This window comes from Pseudomonas sp. PDM30, assembly GCF_019218985.1.
In the GTDB taxonomy this organism is placed as follows: Bacteria; Pseudomonadota; Gammaproteobacteria; order Pseudomonadales; family Pseudomonadaceae; genus Aquipseudomonas; species Aquipseudomonas jessenii.
This window is the reverse complement of record NZ_JAHUWM010000003.1, coordinates 695,919-713,183: the sequence shown is the minus strand read 5'-3', so window position 1 is coordinate 713,183 and position 17,265 is coordinate 695,919. Positions and strand designations below refer to the sequence as shown.

Here is a 17,265-nt window from a genome sequence, read left to right as displayed (position 1 = left end):
TTCTCGCGGAGTAACTTGTGATGCTGATAATCTGTTGACTAGCAGTCTGACTCCACAAGCACCCACACGAATTGCTTGATTCAGTTGTTAAAGAGCGGTTGGTTAAGATCTTTCGTCTCAACCGAGGTGCACATCTTACAGCGCATCTTTTCAATTTGCAACCTTAAAAGTTTCTGATTTTTCAATAAAATCAACTACTTAAACCAAGAGCCACATCAAACTGCTCGTTAGCGGGAGGCGAATAATACAGTATTAAAATACGTGGTCAACCCCCCACCTGAAAATTCTTCTTCCTTACCAGAGCACCCGGGTCGCCACCATGAGAACCTCCAGCATCTATATAAAGCACTGGGGCAGCAACGAACCCAAACCACATCACCTGGACATATAGACACAACAATGGTGAGAAAGCCCTACGGCAAATGGATACCCGGTGGATCCCAAGAGCACAGCAGGCATCGCATCGAAAATGCCGGGGCACGAAACACCCGACCAATACGACAGAAACGAAAAAGCCCCTGTAATCTTTAACGATTACAGGGGCTTAGTCTTATTCAATAATGGCGGAGAGATAGGGATTCGAACCCTAGGTACCGGTGAAGGTACAACGGATTTCGAATCCGTCCCATTCGGCCACTCTGGCATCTCTCCAACGGCGCGCATCATAACAACACTTTCGCAGGAAGCGAACCCCCTAAGCGAAATATTTCTGTGCTATCAGATGCTTGCGTCGGTTAAAGCGGTACGCCCAGGCGATTGGCGACTTCTTCATAGGCTTCGATGACGTCACCGAGGCCCTGACGGAAGCGGTCCTTGTCCATTTTCTTGCCGGTGGCCTTGTCCCACAGACGGCAGCCGTCCGGACTGAATTCGTCGCCCAGCACGATGGAGCCATCGTGGAACACGCCGAACTCCAGTTTGAAGTCGACCAGCAACAGGCCGGCGTCGTCGAACAGTTTGCTCAGGACTTCGTTGACCTTGAGCGACAGCTCTTTCATGCGAACCAGTTGCTCGGCGGTGCCCCAACCAAAGGCCACGACGTGGGATTCGTTGATGAACGGGTCGCCCTTGGCGTCGTCCTTCAGGAACAGTTCGAAGGTGTAAGGGTTGAGCTTCATGCCCTCTTCGACACCCAGACGCTTGACCAGGCTGCCGGCGGCGTAGTTACGCACGACGCATTCGACCGGGATCATGTCGAGTTTCTTCACCAGGCATTCGTTGTCGCCCAGCAATTTGTCGAATTGGGTCGGCACGCCGGCCGCTTCGAGCTTCTGCATGATGAAGGCGTTGAACTTGTTGTTCACCATGCCTTTGCGGTCGAGCTGCTCGATGCGCTTGCCGTCGAACGCCGAGGTGTCGTTACGAAACAGCAGGATCAAGCGGTTAGCGTCGTCGGTCTTGTAAACCGACTTGGCTTTGCCGCGGTAGAGTTCTTCACGTTTTTCCATGATGGGCTCCGCTTGCTAAGTAGATGGGCTAGGCGATATGTCGCCAGTCGAGCCCTGAATCTTGATCGGCCAGTTGCAGCCAGTCCGGGTCGCACCCAAGGGTGTCGACAAAACATTGCCGGGCCAGCCGCGGCAGGTTGTTCTTGCTGCTCAGATGGGCCAGGACCAGGTGTTGCAGGTCTTTCCAGCCCAGCTCGGCCACCAGGAATGCCGCCTGGTGGTTATTCAAATGCCCCAGTTCACCGCCTACCCGCTGCTTGAGAAAGTACGGGTAATGACCGCGAGCCAGCATGTCACGACAGTGATTGGACTCGATCATCAACGCATCGAGGTCCCGATAGCCGTCCAGCACCTTGTCACAATACGAGCCCAGGTCGGTCAACAGGCCGAAGCGCCGTAAACCGTCACTGAAAACATATTGCGTCGGTTCTTGTGCATCGTGGGCCACGGCAATGACACCGATGCTCAAGTCGCCGATTTGCAGTTGATCGCCGCCGGCCAGAAAGCCTGCGGGCTCAATAGGTTTGCGCATCCCGCGCAAGGTCCCGCGACTGAGGTAGACAGGCAGATTGTAGCGCCGAGACAGCAAACCCACGCCATGCACGTGGTCGGCATGTTCGTGGGTCACGAGTATCGCGCTCAGCTGCGCAGGGTTCACACCCAGGCGCAGCAGGCGTTTTTCGGTTTCCCGCAGGGAAAAACCACAATCCACCAATACGTACGTATCAGCGCTGGCTATCAGCGTGCCGTTCCCTTGACTACCGCTGCCGAGAACGGCAAAACGCATAGGATCAGCCCAGGTTGTCCTGAATCTTGCTCAACACTTTACGCGCCACATCGGCCGGCGCCACGGTGTTGATGTTTTTCTCTACGGTGACCTGGACGTTCTCGCCAACCTTGCTCAGGCGAACCTGATAACGCTCGGCGCGGGCCTCAAGCTCTTCCTTGCTCGGCGCGCTGCCGAACAGACTGCTGAAGAAGCCTGGCTTGTCGTCTTTGCTCTCGGCTTTTTCGGCCAGGTTGATGTAGTACAGGCCCAAGCTGCGGTTGATGTCTTCAACACGCCATTCGCCTTGTTCCAGCGCACGACCGACGCTCGACCAGGCACGATCCAGGTCGGTACCGACGTTCAGCACAGGGTTGCCGCTGCCGTCTTCACTCAGGCTGACACGACTTGGCGCGTCGAAATCACGCGAAGCCAGCATGGAGACCGAACCGCCCTTCTCGGAGATACGGCTCATGCTCGCGAGCATGTCGTCGACCAGTGCCGCGTCCAGGCCAGTGTTGACCGAACGGTTGGTGAAGGCCACGTCGGCGGTGCTGCCGGCGGGACGCTCGGCGCTGACCACATAGACTTCACTTGTATTGCGCTGCACGCCCGGCTCGATGCGCACCCGCACGCGGGTTTCGCTGTCCGTGCTGACGCCGGCCGCGCTCAGGCGCTTGGCCATGGCCGCAGACAGTTCATCGGAATGCTGCCAGGTCGTGGTGAATTCACCGGTTTGCGGACGCTGTTCATCCAGACGGAAACCGTTGTCCTGGAAGAACTGAACGGCCACGGGCCAGACTTCAGCCGGCGGATTCTGCGCCAGGATGGAGCTGGAGCCGCCGCTCTTCTGCAGGGAGTAGGCACCGGCGTCAGCACCCGCGGTCAGCGGCTGCGGCCGAGGAACGATGTATTCGCCCTTGGCGGTGTCATCGGCCACGTTGCGCGGGATCGGCAACAGCGGATCCAGACGCTTGGCGGTACGGACATCCGGTGGCATTTGCATCGGTGCAGTCTGTTGCGCTTCCAGGTAATCGCTACCACGGTCACGGAAATAACCTTCCGGGCCCCAGATCCATCCACAGCCACTGGTGCTGGAGATAATCAAGGCAAGTGCGGAAAGTCCGGCCATTCGCTTCATGCGTTGTACTTCCTCAATTAAACCAGGACGCCGCACTGGCGCAGGGCCGTGCGCAGCGTTTCGTGACAAGGTGCGCTCAGCCAGGTCAACGGCAGGCGAATGCCTTCGTGCATCAGGCCCATTTCAACCAAAGCCCACTTCACCGGAATCGGGTTGGCTTCGATGAACAGGTCCTTGTGCAGCGGCATCAGTTTTTCGTTGATTGCCCGTGCAGTCTCGGCATCCCCCTTGAGGGCGGCCTCGCACAGATCGGCCATTTCACGCGGCGCGACGTTGGCGGTAACGGAAATGTTGCCCTTGCCGCCCATCAGGATCAGCTCGACCGCGGTCGGATCATCGCCGGAAAGGACGATGAAGTCCTTGCTTACGCCGTCGAGGATGGCCTTGGCGCGCTTGAGGTCGCCGGTCGCTTCCTTGATACCGATGATGTTCGGCACGGTGGACAGGCGGATCACGGTTTCGGCCTGCATGTCGCAGGAGGTGCGGCCGGGAACGTTATAGAGAATCTGCGGGATGTCGACCGATTCGGCGATGTGCTTGAAGTGCAGGTACAGGCCTTCCTGGGTCGGCTTGTTGTAGTACGGCACTACCAGCAGGCAGGCATCGGCGCCGGCTTCCTTGGCATTACGGGTCAATTCGACGGCTTCGCGGGTCGAATTGGCGCCGGTACCGGCAATCACCGGAATACGACCGTTGACCTGCTTCACCACGGCACGGATGACTTCGATGTGCTCGTTGACGTCGAGGGTTGCCGACTCGCCGGTGGTGCCGACGGCGACAATGGCATGGGTGCCGTTTTCAAGGTGGAAGTCCACGAGTTTGCTGAGGCTGTCCCAGTCAAGACGCCCCTGTGCATCCATGGGTGTGACCAGTGCCACCATACTGCCCGCAATCATGAAACCGCTCCTGCCGGAAAAAGAGAGCCGTAATGGTACTGGCGCCAAGATGCTTGCACAAGCGAAGTACTGTGCTGCCGCCATTCCCCTTGGCGCCGGTTTTCGCTACCCTTCAGACTTTGATCGGTACAGACAAGCTCGCGCGCCGGGTTTCAGCCTCCATTTACGGCATCACAAGCCCTGATCCAGCGTTGCCGCCTCTCGCTCCCGCCCTGCCGGAGCACGTCGCGACCTGCCGCTTGGGGGTTTCTGAATTCGCATCCGCAGGCTCGCCCCGGCAAAACGCCCTCTGGACGTACCGACCGCTCATCGCTTTAGGAATGCTGCATGTCCACCCCCACAGTTCGCGAACAATTCCTTGTTATCAGTGCCCTCGGCGCCAACCCCATGGAGCTGACCAACGTCCTGTGCCGCGCCAGCCATGAAAACCGCTGCGCCGTTGTCACCTCTCGCCTGACCCGCCATGGCGAATGCAGTGCCCTGGTGCTGGAAATCTCCGGTAGCTGGGATGCCCTGGCACGCCTGGAAGGCAGCCTGCCAGTATTGGCCAAGCGGCATGCGTTCACGGTCAACGTGGTGCGCAGCGCGGCCTTGGAAAACCGCCCTCAGGCCCTGCCGTACGTCGCTTATGTCAGCTCGGCCTACCGCTCGGACATCATCAACGAGCTGTGCCAGTTCTTCATGGACCACAATGTCGAGCTGGAAAACCTCACCTGCGACACTTATCAGGCTCCGCAGACCGGCGGCACCATGCTCAACGCCACGTTTACCGTGACCTTGCCGGCCGGCGTGCAAATCAGCTGGCTGCGCGATCAGTTCCTGGATTTTGCCGACGCGCTGAACCTCGATGCCCTGATCGAACCCTGGCGCCCACAGAACCCAATGTAAGGAAGCTTTCATGGCCGTTGCCATCGACCAACCGGTTGCCGATTTCCAAGCCCCCGCCACCAGCGGGCAAACCGTCAGCCTCGCCGGCCTGAAAGGCAAGCAGGTAGTGATCTACTTCTACCCCAAGGACAGCACACCGGGCTGCACGACCGAGGGGCAGGGCTTTCGTGATCAATACGCTGCGTTCAAGGCCGCCAATACCGAAGTGTTCGGCGTGTCTCGCGACAGCCTCAAATCCCACGAGAACTTCAAGTGCAAACAGGAATTCCCCTTTGAGCTGATCAGCGACAAGGACGAAGCCATCTGCCAGCTGTTCGACGTGATCAAGCTGAAAAAGCTCTACGGCAAGGAATACATGGGCGTGGATCGCAGCACGTTCCTGATCGACGCCAACGGCGTGCTGCGCCAGGAATGGCGCGGCGTGAAGGTGCCGGGGCATGTTGATGCGGTATTGGCCGCGGCCCAGGCTCTGAATAAGGCCTGATTTCCGGGCGTTCTTTCGGACGCCATCGCGAGCAAGCTCGCTCCCACAGCTAACCGTGATTTTCTGAACAACTCGGTCAACTGTGGGAGCGAGCTTGCTCGCGAAGGGGTCATCAGCCCCACTGAACGATCAAACCTGCCCCTTAAAGCAGCGGCGCGACCTCCGGCTCCTTGCGCGGCCAGGCATCCAGCACGGCCTTGAACAGCGTCGCCAGGGGAATCGCGAAGAACACCCCCCAGAACCCCCACAACCCGCCAAACAACAGCACTGCGCAGATGACCTCCGAGAACAACAATGGCACCAGCACGTTGCCATCCAGCGTCTGAATGATCCCGTAGACCGCCATCAAGTATATGAACTGATCGCTCCAGCCCCACTGGAACAGTGCAATCAGAAATACGGGCACGGTCACCACAACGGCGCCGACATAAGGCACCACCACCGAAATCCCCACCAGCAGTGCCAGCAGCGCCGCGTAATTGAGTTCAAGGACAACAAAGGCGATGTAGGTCACGCCACCGCAAATGAAGATTTCGATGACCTTGCCGCGAATGTAATTGGCGATCTGCCGGTTCATTTCATGGGCGACCCGGGTGATCAATGCCCGCTCACGGGGCAGGTAACCGCGCACCCACTGGCCGATCATGGCCCGATCCTTGAGGAAGAAAAACACCAGGATCGGCACCAGCACCAGATAGATCATGATGTTCACCAGCAATGGCAGGCTCGACAGCGAGAACGTCAGTGCCCACTGACCAAACTTGCCGATTTCGCCCCGCGCCGCTTCGATGGCCTGCAGTACTTGCTCATCGGACACCAGATGCGGATAGCGTTCGGGCAGCAGCAGTAACAGCGACTGCCACTTGGCGAGCATGCCGGGCAACTCGTTGAACAACGTGATCAGTTGATGCCACAGCAACGGCACGACCACCACGATAAACACCAGCAACAGCCCCATGAACAATGCAAAGACCAACCCCACCGCGACCCCGCCCGGCACCCGCAGGCGCTCGAGGGTCACCACCAGCCCCTGCATCAGGTACGCCAGCACCATCCCGGCGAGCACCGGCGCCAGCATACCGCCCAGGGTCAGTACGGCGGTGAACGCCAGAAACAGCAGGACAGCCAGCACCACCGCTTCTTCATCGGAGAAATAGCGCTGAATCCAGTCGCGCAACACTTTGAACATCAATAATCCTTAGGAGTAAACGCAGCCGAATTCAGGCTTTTTTCAACCAGTAGCGGTAAACACCCGCCTCATCTTCTTCACGAAGCAGGGTATGACCGGCCAATCGGGCAAAGGTGCGAAAGTCGCGTTGCGAACCCGCATCGGTGGCGATGACCTTGAGCACCGCGCCACTGGCCAGCCGGTTGAGCTCCATCTTGGCCTTGAGCAACGGCAACGGGCAATTCAGGCCGCTGGCGTCCAGTTCAACGTCATGCTCTACAGCGTCGGTCATTGCATCACTCCGGGTCAGGTGGTTGTGTTGCCTAGAATATCTGGTCGCAACGCCGGTGTCCGGCTACAGTAAGGTCTTTGTCGACTAAGGCTTTGTGCATGACTTTTTTGCGCCCCACCCTGCTGACGCTCGCTTGCCTGCTCGCCTCACCGGGCTTTGCCGACGACCTGCCGTCACTCGGCGACGCCAGTTCTGCCATTGTCTCACCGCAACAGGAATACCAGCTCGGTCGCGCCTGGCTGGCAATGTTGCGCAGTCAGGTTTCGCAGCTCAACGATCCTCAGCTCAAGAATTACGTGGAATCCAGCGTTTACCGACTGGTCGAGACCAGCCAGGTCACTGACCGACGCCTGGAATTCATCCTGATCAACAGCCCGCAGCTCAACGCCTTTGCAGCGCCGGGCGGGATCGTCGGGGTGAACGGTGGTTTGTTCCTCAACGCCCAGACCGAGGGCGAATACGCTTCGGTACTGGCGCACGAATTGGCTCACTTGTCGCAGCGCCACTTTGCCCGGGGCGTCGAAGCGCAGCAACGCATGCAAGTACCCATGATGGCTGCATTGCTGGCGGGTATCGTGCTGGCAGCCGCCGGTGGCGGTGACGCCGGGATCGCGGCCATTGCCGGCACACAGGCCGCAGCCATTCAGGAACAGCGGCGATTCTCCCGCCAGAACGAGCAGGAAGCCGACCGTATCGGCATCCTCAATCTGGAAAAGGCCGGTTACGATCCCCGCTCGATGCCAACCATGTTCGAACGGCTGGGGCGTCAGTACCGCTACGATGCCAAGCCACCGGAATTTCTGCTGACCCACCCGGTCACCGAATCGCGTATCGCCGACACCCGCAACCGCGCCGAACAGTTTCCAAAGGGCGGTATCGAAGACAGCATGCGCTACCAACTGATCCGCGCACGCGTACAGCTGATCTATGAAGAAACCCCGGGGCTTGGCGCCAAGCGCTTCCGCGCCCAGCTCGACGAGAACCCGAAAAACGACGTGGCACGCTACGGCCTGGCGATCGCCCAGATCAAGGGCGGCCAACTGAACGAAGCACGGGAAAACCTCAAGCAGTTGCTGGCCAAGTCACCCAACGAAATCATCTACAACCTGGCTCAGGTCGATCTGGATATCACCAATAATCGCCTGGCGGATGCCCAGTCCCGGGTTGACCGGTTGATGGGCCAATACTCTGGCAACTACCCGCTGAACCAGATCCGCGTCGACCTGCTGCTCAAGCAAAACCGTACTGCGGATGCGGAGAAAGCCCTCGAAAGCCTGCTCAAGTCCCGCCCGGATGACCCGGACGTGTGGTATCAGGTTGCCGAGACGCGCGGCCTGTCGGGCAATATCATCGGCCTGCATCAGGCTCGCGCCGAATACTTTGCGCTGGTCGGTGACTACAAACAGGCCATTCAGCAACTGGACTTCGCCAAACGCAGGGCTGGCAGCAACTTCCCGCTGTCTTCGCGGATCGACGCGCGGCAACGCGAGCTGATGGAACAAGAGCGCATGATCAAGGACATGATGGGCTGACGCCCCGGCGACAAAAGGTCCGGACACAAAAAAACCGCCTCTTACGAGGCGGTTTTTTATGCAACCAACAACCGGGTTATTCAGCCAGCTTGAAGGTGATGAAGCTCGCACGCCCCTGACGCAGTACCCGCATCGACACCGAACGGTTCTTTGGCAGCGCCTTGGCGATGTCCGCGAACTCCTTGGTGGAACCGATGGCCTGGTTGTTCAGATGGGTGATCACATCACCCGGCTGCAAGCCGATCATGGCAGCAGGGCCGTCCTGCACTTCCTTGATCAGCACACCACCCTTGAGGTCGTAGGTTTTCTTCTGCTCGTCAGTCAGCTCGACCACGGAAACACCCAGGCGATTACTGCTGCGCTCGATGCTGGATTTTGGCAGCGCATCCAGCTCCTTGCCTTCTTCCGGAATCGCGCCGACTGTCAATTCGACATTCTTGCGCTTGCCGTCACGAATCACTTCCAGATCGGCCTTGTTGCCAGCCTTCAACGCGCCAACCAGATGCGGCAGGTCGGCCGACATGACGATTGGCTGACCGTTCATGCTCAGGATCACGTCGCCAACTTGCAGGCCGCCCTTGGCAGCCGGACCATCGTCCTGGATCTGGGCAACCAGCGCACCGGCCGGCTTCTCCAGGCCGAACGACTCGGCCAGGTCCTTGCTCACTTCCTGAATCACGACGCCCAGCCAGCCACGGCTGACCTTGCCACCGGATTTCAGCTGATTGGAAACATCCATGGCCACGTCGATCGGGATTGCAAACGACACGCCCATGAAGCCACCGGAGCGGGTATAGATCTGCGAGTTGATCCCGACCACCTCACCGTTGAGGTTGAACAGCGGACCACCGGAGTTACCCGGGTTGATCGGCACGTCGGTCTGGATGAACGGCACATAGTTTTCGTTCGGCAGGCTGCGACCGACGGCGCTGACGATGCCTTGGGTCACCGTGTGGTCAAAGCCGAATGGCGAACCGATCGCGACAACCCATTGGCCAGCCTTCAGGTCCTGGGATTTACCGAGCTTGAGCACTGGCAGATCCTTGCCTTCGATTTTCAGCAGCGCCACGTCGGAACGTGGATCGGTACCGATCAGCTTGGCTTTCATTTCGCTGCGATCGGCCAGGCGGACGAGGATTTCGTCAGCATCGGCGATCACGTGATTATTGGTCAGGATATAGCCATCGGAAGAGATGATGAAACCCGAACCCAGGGAGGTTGCCTCGCGCTGACGGTCACGAGGTGAGCGCGATTGTGGCGGCATGCCCCGTTCGAAGAATTCGCGCAGCATCGGTGGCAAGCCTTCGAGGTCGGGCATTTGCTGGTTGACTTTGCGATCCGGCAGCTTTTGCGTGGTACTGATGTTTACGACCGCAGGCGAGGCCTGTTCGACCAGTTGCGTAAAATCAGGCAATTCGACCGCTTGGGCGGTGACCGCCTGACCGAGCACCAGCACGGTGGCAATAATGGAAAGGTAGGACTTCAAGCGTGGTATCGACATACGGCTCCCGTTACGACGAGCATGGTTAAGCGATATGGAGCAAGGAACACCGGGAACAATACGCCGGTATTTTTGTTCCGGGAACAACAAACAAGGCCAGAGCCGAGGGGCTCTGACCTATAAAAAATTTACGGGATTTTTGCAAACTGAAATGCTCACGAAACATTTCAAATTCAGCTCACTGCTTGGTTGCAGCGGCGTCGGTGCGCATCGAAAGCGCTATCCGTTCAGCAGTACCGACCGGTATCTCGCCAACGACAGTCACCATCATGTCGCCCTGTGCCGTGGCCAAGCGCCGGGAAACCGCAACGGTCGGCCCCAACTGAGTACGGGTGTCGGTGACTGTTGCGCCATTCAACGGCTCGAGGAATACCGAAAAACGCGTCAGGCCATCGTCATACATCAGGCTATTGACCTGGGTCTTGGTCTGCGGATCCTTGCGAGCGGTGCTGCTGGTCAGCTCGAAGCCGGGCGGCAACCAGTCGGAACGCCAGACTTGGGCAGCCTTGACGGCAGAGGCCTTGTCACTTTCGAGATTGACCGGCTTGCAATCATTACTGGCCTGCAGGTCTTGTTCGGAAGGGACGTCAGCGGTATCCATTTGCGTGAACTGGAAGCGCTCCAACAACCGCCCCTTGTCGTCCAGTAGCAAGGACTTCAGAGGCAGGCCGGTTTCCTTGTCCAGATGCAGTTCAAAACCGTAGCGGTGCTGATCACGGGGTGTCAGCGATACGATCACCGCCGAACGCCCGGCGACACGCGACTTGCCGATGACGGCCAGGTCATACCAATTCTTGAGCTTTTGAGGATCGAGTGCACGGGCGGCGGAGTTCGGGGAGTCCCCAAGCCCTGCTATCAGTGTGCCGCTGACGCATTGGGTTTGCCCATCAATGCGAACGACTTCCTGAGCGGAACCGTCGAGCTGGATCAAACGCTCGCGGACCTTTCCATCCTGGACGCGGTGCCAGATGTTATGGGTAGAAAAACTACCGTTACGCTCGTAGACGAAAGTACCCTGAAAGCTTTGCTGTTGCTCTGCCTGGCCCAGGCGGGTCAACCAGTCCTGGGCTTCACCGGCTTGGGCTGGAACGATGAACCAGCCGCTGAGCAGAAGCGAAAGTAGAGGTATGGCGCGCATGATCCTCCTTAACGGTTTTCCAGACTTGCGGCACGAGCGTAAGGCAGAGCGCTCTCAGTGCCTTTCAATGCAGCCTGTTGTGCGTGTTGGCGCAAGTAACCTGGCAGACGCTGATCGTGCCAGCCTGGCTGACCTTGCAGTACGCCGTTGGCCATTGGGCCAGTAGCATCCGAACTCTCATTGTAGCCTGCCAAAACGGCTGGGCCTTTTACTTGTGGAGCAGCCAGTCCGGGTTGAGCGGATTGCTGGGCCAGTTCGACACCGGCGATCTCATCCTGGTTGTACAGACGCACGCCGGCCAGCACCGCCAGGGTCACCGAGGCAGCGACCGCCAGACGACCCAGGCTGCGCCATGGACCACGGGAAGCTTTTGCCGGTACGGCTTCGTCAGCCAGGGCAGCAGAAACAGCCGCGGCGATGTCCAGGCGTGGAAGCAGCAGATCCTTGTGCATCACTGCCCGAGCGATCTGATAACGAGCCCAGGTTTCACGGGTTTCTACATCGTCACAGGCATTCAATACCCGACGCAATTCCAATTCGTCCGCTTCGTTATCCATCACTGCGGACAGCGATTCCTGCAGGGCTTCACGACTCATGGCGTTCCTCTCTTGGCTGTCGCCGCTGTCTTTAGTTTTCCTGCAACAACGGCTGCAGGGCTTTGTCGATGGCCTCCCGGGCGCGGAAAATCCGGGAGCGCACGGTGCCTACCGGACATTGCATGACACTCGCAATGTCCTCGTAACTCAGACCATCAAACTCACGTAAAGTTAAAGCCGTACGCAAATCTTCCGGCAGTTGCTGAATGGTTCGATGGACGGTGCCTTCGATCTCATCCCGCAGCAAAGCCCGTTCTGGCGACTCGAGATCCTTGAGGCCATGATCGCCATCGTAGAACTCTGCATCCTCGGAACTGACATCGCTATCCGGCGGCCGACGGCCGCGTGAAACCAGATAGTTTTTCGCCGTGTTGATGGCGATGCGGTAAAGCCACGTATAAAACGCGCTGTCTCCGCGAAAATTTCCAAGTGCACGGTATGCCTTGATAAAGGCTTCTTGTGCCACATCCTGGGCTTCATGGGTGTCGTGCACGAAACGCACGATCAACCCGAGAATTTTGTGCTGGTATTTCAGCACTAGCAGATCGAAAGCACGCTTGTCGCCGCGCTGAACGCGTTCGACCAGTTGCTGATCCTCTTCCTGGGTTAGCATGAACACTCCTCGATGAGCTCGGAGGAGGCTTGCAGAAGTAAACCACCAGACTTGCAAACATAGACTCGGGCTTTTCGCAAAAGTTCTCCCCCTCCAGGCAAGTTTCCTGCGGGCTCTGATTTGGCACGCACGAAAAGCGCAGCACGAGTTGACCCGGCTGCGCGGATAATCTTGTCATCGGATTCTTCAGCAAGGATCGAACTGCAATCCCGCACTGAAACCGACACTGTCCCTTGTTTCAGGCAACCGTCTATTGATCTTGGGCCTTTGGCAAAAGTTCCAATTATTTATAGCCGTACCAACCCGACATTGTGCAACCGTGAAGGGAAAAAGACTGTTAAATCGGCGATACAGTCATTCTCGCGCCCAACGGGCAGAAAAACATCCGACGAAGCGACCGATGTTTTGCGTCACGGTAGTTTCACAATGCCATGCTAGCTCGGGTATTGTGCCGCTCCCCCCCTCTATATACTAGTGGGCAGTGCGGCTGCATTGACTCGAAAGTCCAGCTGCGCCACCCCCGACCCGGGTCGCTTTGAGCGGAATCCTGAAATGAGCCAACAGTTTCAACACGATGTTCTGGTAATTGGCAGCGGTGCTGCCGGCTTGAGCCTTGCGCTGACCTTGCCCGGTCATTTGCGCATTGCCGTTCTGAGCAAGGGCAACCTCGCCAATGGCTCGACTTTCTGGGCCCAGGGCGGCGTTGCGGCCGTTCTCGATGACACCGATACCGTTGAGTCCCATGTCGATGACACCCTCAATGCCGGCGGCGGCCTGTGTCATGAGGACGCCGTGCGCTTTACCGTCGAGCACAGCAGGGAAGCGATTCAATGGCTGATTGACCAGGGCGTGCCCTTTACCCGCGATGAACAATCGGGTAACGAAGATGGCGGGTTCGAGTTCCACCTCACCCGCGAGGGCGGTCACAGCCATCGGCGCATCATCCACGCCGCCGATGCCACCGGCGCTGCCATTTTCACCACCCTGCTCGACCAGGCCCGGAAACGACCGAACATCGAACTGCTGGAGCAGCGGGTTGCGGTTGACCTTATCACCGAGAAACGCCTGGGACTCGAAGGTGATCGCTGCCTCGGCGCCTATGTGCTCAATCGCGGTACCGGCGAAGTCGACACCTACGGCGCCCGCTTTGTGATCCTCGCCTCCGGTGGTGCCGCCAAGGTTTACCTCTACACCAGTAACCCTGACGGCGCCTGCGGCGATGGCATCGCCATGGCCTGGCGCTCGGGCTGCCGGGTGGCGAACCTGGAATTCAACCAGTTCCACCCTACTTGCCTGTATCACCCGCAAGCCAAGAGTTTCCTGGTCACCGAAGCCCTGCGAGGCGAAGGTGCCCACCTGAAGCTGCCCAACGGCGAGCGCTTCATGCAGCGCTTCGATCCACGGGCCGAGTTGGCCCCACGAGACATCGTCGCCCGGGCCATCGACCATGAAATGAAGCGCCTGGGCGTCGACTGCGTCTATCTGGACATCAGCCACAAACCCGAAGCCTTCATCAAGACGCACTTCCCGACGGTGTACGAACGTTGTCTGGAATTCTCCATCGACATCACCAAACAACCGATCCCGGTGGTCCCGGCGGCGCACTACACCTGCGGCGGCGTGATGGTCGATCAACAGGGTCGCACCGATGTGCCGGGGCTGTATGCCATCGGCGAAACCAGTTTCACCGGCCTGCACGGTGCCAACCGCATGGCCAGCAACTCGCTGCTGGAATGTTTCGTCTATGCCCGCTCGGCGGCCGCGGACATTCTCGAACAGTTGCCCCGGGTTCCGATGCCAACGCCCCTTCCCGCCTGGGATGCGAGTCAGGTCACCGATTCCGATGAAGACGTGATCATTGCGCACAACTGGGATGAGCTGCGGCGATTCATGTGGGACTACGTTGGCATCGTGCGCACCAACAAGCGTCTGCAACGGGCGCAACATCGCGTGCAGCTGTTGCTGGATGAAATCGACGAGTTCTACAGCAACTACAAGGTCAGCCGGGACCTGATCGAGCTGCGCAACCTGGCCCAGGTTGCCGAGCTGATGATTCTGTCAGCCATGGAACGCAAGGAAAGCCGTGGCCTGCATTACACCCTCGACTACCCGGACATGTTGCCGGTCGCGCTGGACACTATTCTGGTACCGCCCACCTACGTCGGCTGAACTTGAGCCGCACCCGCAGGCGTCGGTGCACATCCGCCGCCTGCGCATCCCGGGGTACGCAAATGGCCCTGACCCGGCGCTCGCCCCGTAATCGAAAACGCAGTACCACCACCAACGGCAGCGCCAGGCTGTCCGGCCTTAGTTGTACGGCCTGCCAACCCCTGGCCCGACTCCACAACTGCCAGCCATCGGCATCGCGCCGCAAGCCGCAAAAGGCCTGCGGGTGGGTCAGCAGGATTTGCCGGGGCAACAGCCAGGCTCCGTGAACCACGCACAGCACGACGCCGAGCGAGCTGGCCCAGACCGGAATTGACAGTAAAAACAACGAACCCAACGCGAACAGCTGGGCCAGAAGATAGGCCGCCAGCAACTGCCGTGAGGCATGCCAGCGGCATTCGAACCCATTACTTGGGCTGGACACGATCCAGGATCATGCGAACCATGCGTTGCAGCTCAGGATCTTCCGATTCGCTGCGTTCCATGAACCAGCCGAACATGTCCTGATCTTCGCATTCGAGCAACCTGACATAGCAGGCGCGATCAACCTCGTTGAGGTGCCGATAAACCTCTTTCACAAACGGCACCAGCAACACATCAAGCTCAAGCATGCCGCGGCGGCTGTGCCAATAGAGGCGGTTCAGTTCAACATCTTCGACCATGGAGCGCTCCTCAAATAGGCCGCAAGTATACAGGCCCGCGCCCCGTCGAACAGTCGGCTTTGGTCGGCCACCGTCGAGCCTTTGTTAACTACCCATTTCGAAGGCGGCCCCTTATGATGTCCATCAGACTTTTTACCCTGCGATGACCCATGGCCGATTCTGCTTTTTTCTGCACCCTTTCTCATGAAGGTGTTCTCGCGGTCCGCGGCGCGGACGCCAGCAAATTCCTGCAAGGCCAACTGACCTGCAACCTCAACTACCTGAGCGATTCCCGGGCCAGCCTCGGTGCCCGCTGCACGCAAAAAGGCCGGATGCAATCGAGTTTCCGCATCCTGCTCGAGGGTGACGGCGTGGTCCTGGCCATGGCCACCGAATTGCTCGAACCGCAACTGGCGGACCTGAAAAAATACGCGGTGTTTTCCAAGTCGAAACTGACCGACGAAAGTGCCGCCTGGGTCCGCTTCGGTGTCGACCATGGCGACGCCGCACTGGTCAGCCTCGGCCTGGACCTGCCGGCAGAAACCGACAGCGTCGTGCGCAACGATGGACTGATCGCCATCCGCGTCTCGCCTGAACGTGCCGAACTGTGGGTTGCCGTCGGTCAAGCCGACGCAGTCAAAGGCAAGCTTTCGGCTGTGCTGAGCGAAGGCGATCTGAATCAATGGCTGCTGGGCCAGGTCCGCGCCGGGATCGGCCAGGTCATGCCCGGCACCCGCGAGTTGTTCATCCCCCAGATGCTCAACCTGCAAGCGGTCGGTGGCGTGAGTTTCAAGAAAGGTTGCTACACCGGGCAGGAAATCGTCGCGCGGATGCAGTACCTGGGCAAACTCAAGCGCCGCCTGTATCGCCTGCAACTGGCTGCCGGCGAACTGCCTGAACCGGGTACCCCGCTGTTTTCCCCGACCCACGGCAGCGCCATCGGCGAAGTGGTGCTGGCGGCCCGCGCCGGACAGAACATTGAACTCCTGGCTGTGTTGCAAGCCGAAGCAGCAGAAAGTGGAGACATCCACCTGGGCGCACTCGAAGGGCCGTCCTTGCAGCTGCTCGACCTGCCTTATGAACTGGACCGCGACCGCGAAATCCAGCAATAACGGCAGCACTTGGCGCGACACCTAGAGAGACTAAATGAGCAAGCTGGCGGAAAAGGTCCAACAGGATTTGGTTGAGGCCATCAATAACGATGACCTGGTTCTGCCAACGTTACCGGAAGTGGCCCTGCAGATTCGCAAGGCCGCGGAAAACCCGGAAGTCAGCGTCAGTACCCTGAGCAAAGTGATCGGCCGTGATACCGCGCTGTCGGCACGCCTGATCAAAGTGGTCAACAGCCCACTGTTGCGCGCGACCCAGGAAGTGACCGATCTGCATACCGCGATCACCCGCCTGGGCATCAACTACAGCTGTAACCTGGCGATCGGCCTGGTCATGGAGCAGATTTTCCATGCCCGCTCCGACGTGGTGGAACAGAAGATGCGCGATGTCTGGCGTAAAAGCCTGGAAATCGCCGGCGTCAGCTACGCCTTGTGCCGCAGTTGCACCCGACTAAAGCCCGATCAGGCGGCCCTTGGCGGCCTGGTGCACCAGATCGGCGTGCTGCCGATCCTGACCTACGCCGAAGATCACTACGAGCTGCTGTCCGACCCGGTCAGCCTCAACCATGTGATCGACCGGATTCATCCGCTAATCGGCGAAAAACTGCTCAGGGTCTGGGAATTTCCCGACATGCTGGTGCAAGTGCCGCGGCTTTACCTGAACTTCAAGCGCCAGTCTGCGCAGATCGACTATGTGGATCTGGTACAGGTGGCCAGCCTGTATTGCCTGCAGGACACCGATCACCCGCTCGCCAGTACCGATGCGTTGAACGTACCGGCCTACAAGGCACTTGGAATCGATTTTGACGACAAGGCGATGTGCGCCGACCTGGAAGAAACGCGCACGATGTTTTACTGATCATTGTGGCGAGGGGGCTTGCCCCCT

General features: G+C 58.9%; 18 protein-coding genes and 1 tRNA gene. 6 read left to right on the top strand and 13 right to left on the bottom strand.

Translation table 11 applies throughout. The features are described from left to right. Positions 1 to 561: 561 nt before the first annotated feature. The 5 genes from KW840_RS10650 to dapA all read right to left on the bottom strand — a co-directional run bounded on the left by KW840_RS10650 (position 562) and on the right by dapA (position 4,251). Positions 562 to 651, bottom strand: a tRNA-Ser gene (locus KW840_RS10650). A gap of 83 nt (positions 652 to 734) precedes the next feature. Beyond that, positions 735 to 1,448, bottom strand: a complete 714-nt coding sequence (gene purC / locus KW840_RS10645; protein ID WP_007944067.1) for a phosphoribosylaminoimidazolesuccinocarboxamide synthase — start codon at positions 1,446 to 1,448, stop codon at positions 735 to 737. Between the two features lie 28 nt (positions 1,449 to 1,476). Then, positions 1,477 to 2,235 (bottom strand): MBL fold metallo-hydrolase, encoded by a 759-nt coding sequence (locus KW840_RS10640; protein WP_057716015.1) that lies wholly within the window; start codon positions 2,233 to 2,235, stop codon positions 1,477 to 1,479. Between the two features lie 4 nt (positions 2,236 to 2,239). Then, positions 2,240 to 3,355 (bottom strand): outer membrane protein assembly factor BamC, encoded by a 1,116-nt coding sequence (gene bamC, locus KW840_RS10635; RefSeq protein ID WP_057716016.1) that lies wholly within the window; start codon positions 3,353 to 3,355, stop codon positions 2,240 to 2,242. A gap of 17 nt (positions 3,356 to 3,372) precedes the next feature. Continuing rightward, a complete protein-coding gene (gene dapA / locus KW840_RS10630; protein ID WP_057716017.1) occupies positions 3,373 to 4,251 on the bottom strand; it encodes a 4-hydroxy-tetrahydrodipicolinate synthase in 879 nt (292 codons plus the stop codon). A 327-nt stretch (positions 4,252 to 4,578) separates the two neighbouring features. Here dapA and KW840_RS10625 point away from each other — a divergent pair, with 327 nt between their 5' ends. Beyond that, positions 4,579 to 5,139: a glycine cleavage system protein R gene (locus tag KW840_RS10625; RefSeq protein ID WP_007979776.1), complete on the top strand. Its 561-nt coding sequence runs from the start codon at positions 4,579 to 4,581 to the stop codon at positions 5,137 to 5,139. Between the two features lie 10 nt (positions 5,140 to 5,149). After that, positions 5,150 to 5,623, top strand: coding sequence for a peroxiredoxin (locus tag KW840_RS10620; protein WP_057716018.1), 474 nt, complete (start codon positions 5,150 to 5,152; stop codon positions 5,621 to 5,623). A gap of 142 nt (positions 5,624 to 5,765) precedes the next feature. On the opposite strand, the gene KW840_RS10615 is transcribed toward KW840_RS10620, so the two are convergent. Together KW840_RS10615 and KW840_RS10610 are read right to left on the bottom strand one after the other, a co-directional pair. Next, positions 5,766 to 6,812, bottom strand: a complete 1,047-nt coding sequence (locus KW840_RS10615) for an AI-2E family transporter (protein WP_218495114.1) — start codon at positions 6,810 to 6,812, stop codon at positions 5,766 to 5,768. A 31-nt stretch (positions 6,813 to 6,843) separates the two neighbouring features. Next, on the bottom strand, positions 6,844 to 7,083 hold the full coding sequence (locus KW840_RS10610) for a sulfurtransferase TusA family protein (protein ID WP_007979782.1): 240 nt from the start codon (positions 7,081 to 7,083) through the stop codon (positions 6,844 to 6,846). 98 nt (positions 7,084 to 7,181) lie between these two features. Between KW840_RS10610 and KW840_RS10605 the strand changes: the two genes are divergently transcribed. Continuing rightward, positions 7,182 to 8,615: a M48 family metalloprotease gene (locus KW840_RS10605; RefSeq protein ID WP_057716020.1), complete on the top strand. Its 1,434-nt coding sequence runs from the start codon at positions 7,182 to 7,184 to the stop codon at positions 8,613 to 8,615. A 76-nt stretch (positions 8,616 to 8,691) separates the two neighbouring features. Here the strand turns inward: KW840_RS10605 and KW840_RS10600 are convergent, their stop codons facing one another. The 4 genes from KW840_RS10600 to rpoE form a co-directional block, all read right to left on the bottom strand. Next, positions 8,692 to 10,116: a DegQ family serine endoprotease gene (locus KW840_RS10600; RefSeq protein ID WP_090453675.1), complete on the bottom strand. Its 1,425-nt coding sequence runs from the start codon at positions 10,114 to 10,116 to the stop codon at positions 8,692 to 8,694. Between the two features lie 178 nt (positions 10,117 to 10,294). Further along, positions 10,295 to 11,254 carry a MucB/RseB C-terminal domain-containing protein gene (locus tag KW840_RS10595; protein ID WP_057716022.1) on the bottom strand — a complete coding sequence of 320 codons (960 nt, stop codon included), beginning with the start codon at positions 11,252 to 11,254 and terminating at the stop codon, positions 10,295 to 10,297. Between the two features lie 8 nt (positions 11,255 to 11,262). Further along, entirely contained in the window at positions 11,263 to 11,850 is a 588-nt protein-coding gene (locus tag KW840_RS10590) for a sigma-E factor negative regulatory protein (RefSeq protein ID WP_057716023.1), read from the bottom strand. Between the two features lie 31 nt (positions 11,851 to 11,881). Continuing rightward, the gene (gene rpoE, locus KW840_RS10585; protein ID WP_003172477.1) at positions 11,882 to 12,463 is read right to left on the bottom strand and encodes an RNA polymerase sigma factor RpoE; all 582 of its coding nucleotides are present in this window, start codon (positions 12,461 to 12,463) and stop codon (positions 11,882 to 11,884) included. A gap of 552 nt (positions 12,464 to 13,015) precedes the next feature. Here rpoE and nadB point away from each other — a divergent pair. Beyond that, on the top strand, positions 13,016 to 14,632 hold the full coding sequence (nadB, locus tag KW840_RS10580; protein ID WP_218495113.1) for an L-aspartate oxidase: 1,617 nt from the start codon (positions 13,016 to 13,018) through the stop codon (positions 14,630 to 14,632). Here nadB and KW840_RS10575 read toward each other — a convergent pair. Beyond that, complete coding sequence (locus tag KW840_RS10575; protein WP_218495112.1) at positions 14,601 to 15,053, bottom strand: protein YgfX; 453 nt, start codon at positions 15,051 to 15,053, stop codon at positions 14,601 to 14,603. The two genes, nadB and KW840_RS10575, sit on opposite strands and share 32 nt — an antisense overlap. After that, complete coding sequence (locus tag KW840_RS10570; protein ID WP_057716026.1) at positions 15,037 to 15,291, bottom strand: succinate dehydrogenase assembly factor 2; 255 nt, start codon at positions 15,289 to 15,291, stop codon at positions 15,037 to 15,039. The genes KW840_RS10575 and KW840_RS10570 overlap by 17 nt, the downstream gene beginning before the upstream one ends. A 149-nt stretch (positions 15,292 to 15,440) precedes the next feature. Between KW840_RS10570 and KW840_RS10565 the strand changes: the two genes are divergently transcribed. Both KW840_RS10565 and KW840_RS10560 read left to right on the top strand, forming a co-directional pair. Then, a complete protein-coding gene (locus KW840_RS10565) occupies positions 15,441 to 16,382 on the top strand; it encodes a folate-binding protein YgfZ (RefSeq protein ID WP_218495111.1) in 942 nt (313 codons plus the stop codon). Between the two features lie 34 nt (positions 16,383 to 16,416). After that, the gene (locus KW840_RS10560; protein WP_218495110.1) at positions 16,417 to 17,238 is read left to right on the top strand and encodes an HDOD domain-containing protein; all 822 of its coding nucleotides are present in this window, start codon (positions 16,417 to 16,419) and stop codon (positions 17,236 to 17,238) included. Positions 17,239 to 17,265 lie beyond the last annotated feature (27 nt).

Coding starts and splice junctions, on each gene's coding strand:
- purC (WP_007944067.1), bottom strand. CDS start 1,448: ATGGAAAAACGTGAAGAACTCTACCGCGGCAAAGCCAAGTCGGTTTAC.
- KW840_RS10590 (WP_057716023.1), bottom strand. CDS start 11,850: ATGAGTCGTGAAGCCCTGCAGGAATCGCTGTCCGCAGTGATGGATAAC.
- KW840_RS10615 (WP_218495114.1), bottom strand. CDS start 6,812: ATGTTCAAAGTGTTGCGCGACTGGATTCAGCGCTATTTCTCCGATGAA.
- KW840_RS10570 (WP_057716026.1), bottom strand. CDS start 15,291: ATGGTCGAAGATGTTGAACTGAACCGCCTCTATTGGCACAGCCGCCGC.
- KW840_RS10625 (WP_007979776.1), top strand. CDS start 4,579: ATGTCCACCCCCACAGTTCGCGAACAATTCCTTGTTATCAGTGCCCTC.
- dapA (WP_057716017.1), bottom strand. CDS start 4,251: ATGATTGCGGGCAGTATGGTGGCACTGGTCACACCCATGGATGCACAG.
- KW840_RS10610 (WP_007979782.1), bottom strand. CDS start 7,083: ATGACCGACGCTGTAGAGCATGACGTTGAACTGGACGCCAGCGGCCTG.
- KW840_RS10640 (WP_057716015.1), bottom strand. CDS start 2,235: ATGCGTTTTGCCGTTCTCGGCAGCGGTAGTCAAGGGAACGGCACGCTG.
- rpoE (WP_003172477.1), bottom strand. CDS start 12,463: ATGCTAACCCAGGAAGAGGATCAGCAACTGGTCGAACGCGTTCAGCGC.
- KW840_RS10620 (WP_057716018.1), top strand. CDS start 5,150: ATGGCCGTTGCCATCGACCAACCGGTTGCCGATTTCCAAGCCCCCGCC.
- bamC (WP_057716016.1), bottom strand. CDS start 3,355: ATGAAGCGAATGGCCGGACTTTCCGCACTTGCCTTGATTATCTCCAGC.
- KW840_RS10605 (WP_057716020.1), top strand. CDS start 7,182: ATGACTTTTTTGCGCCCCACCCTGCTGACGCTCGCTTGCCTGCTCGCC.
- nadB (WP_218495113.1), top strand. CDS start 13,016: ATGAGCCAACAGTTTCAACACGATGTTCTGGTAATTGGCAGCGGTGCT.
- KW840_RS10595 (WP_057716022.1), bottom strand. CDS start 11,254: ATGCGCGCCATACCTCTACTTTCGCTTCTGCTCAGCGGCTGGTTCATC.
- KW840_RS10565 (WP_218495111.1), top strand. CDS start 15,441: ATGGCCGATTCTGCTTTTTTCTGCACCCTTTCTCATGAAGGTGTTCTC.
- KW840_RS10600 (WP_090453675.1), bottom strand. CDS start 10,116: ATGTCGATACCACGCTTGAAGTCCTACCTTTCCATTATTGCCACCGTG.
- KW840_RS10560 (WP_218495110.1), top strand. CDS start 16,417: ATGAGCAAGCTGGCGGAAAAGGTCCAACAGGATTTGGTTGAGGCCATC.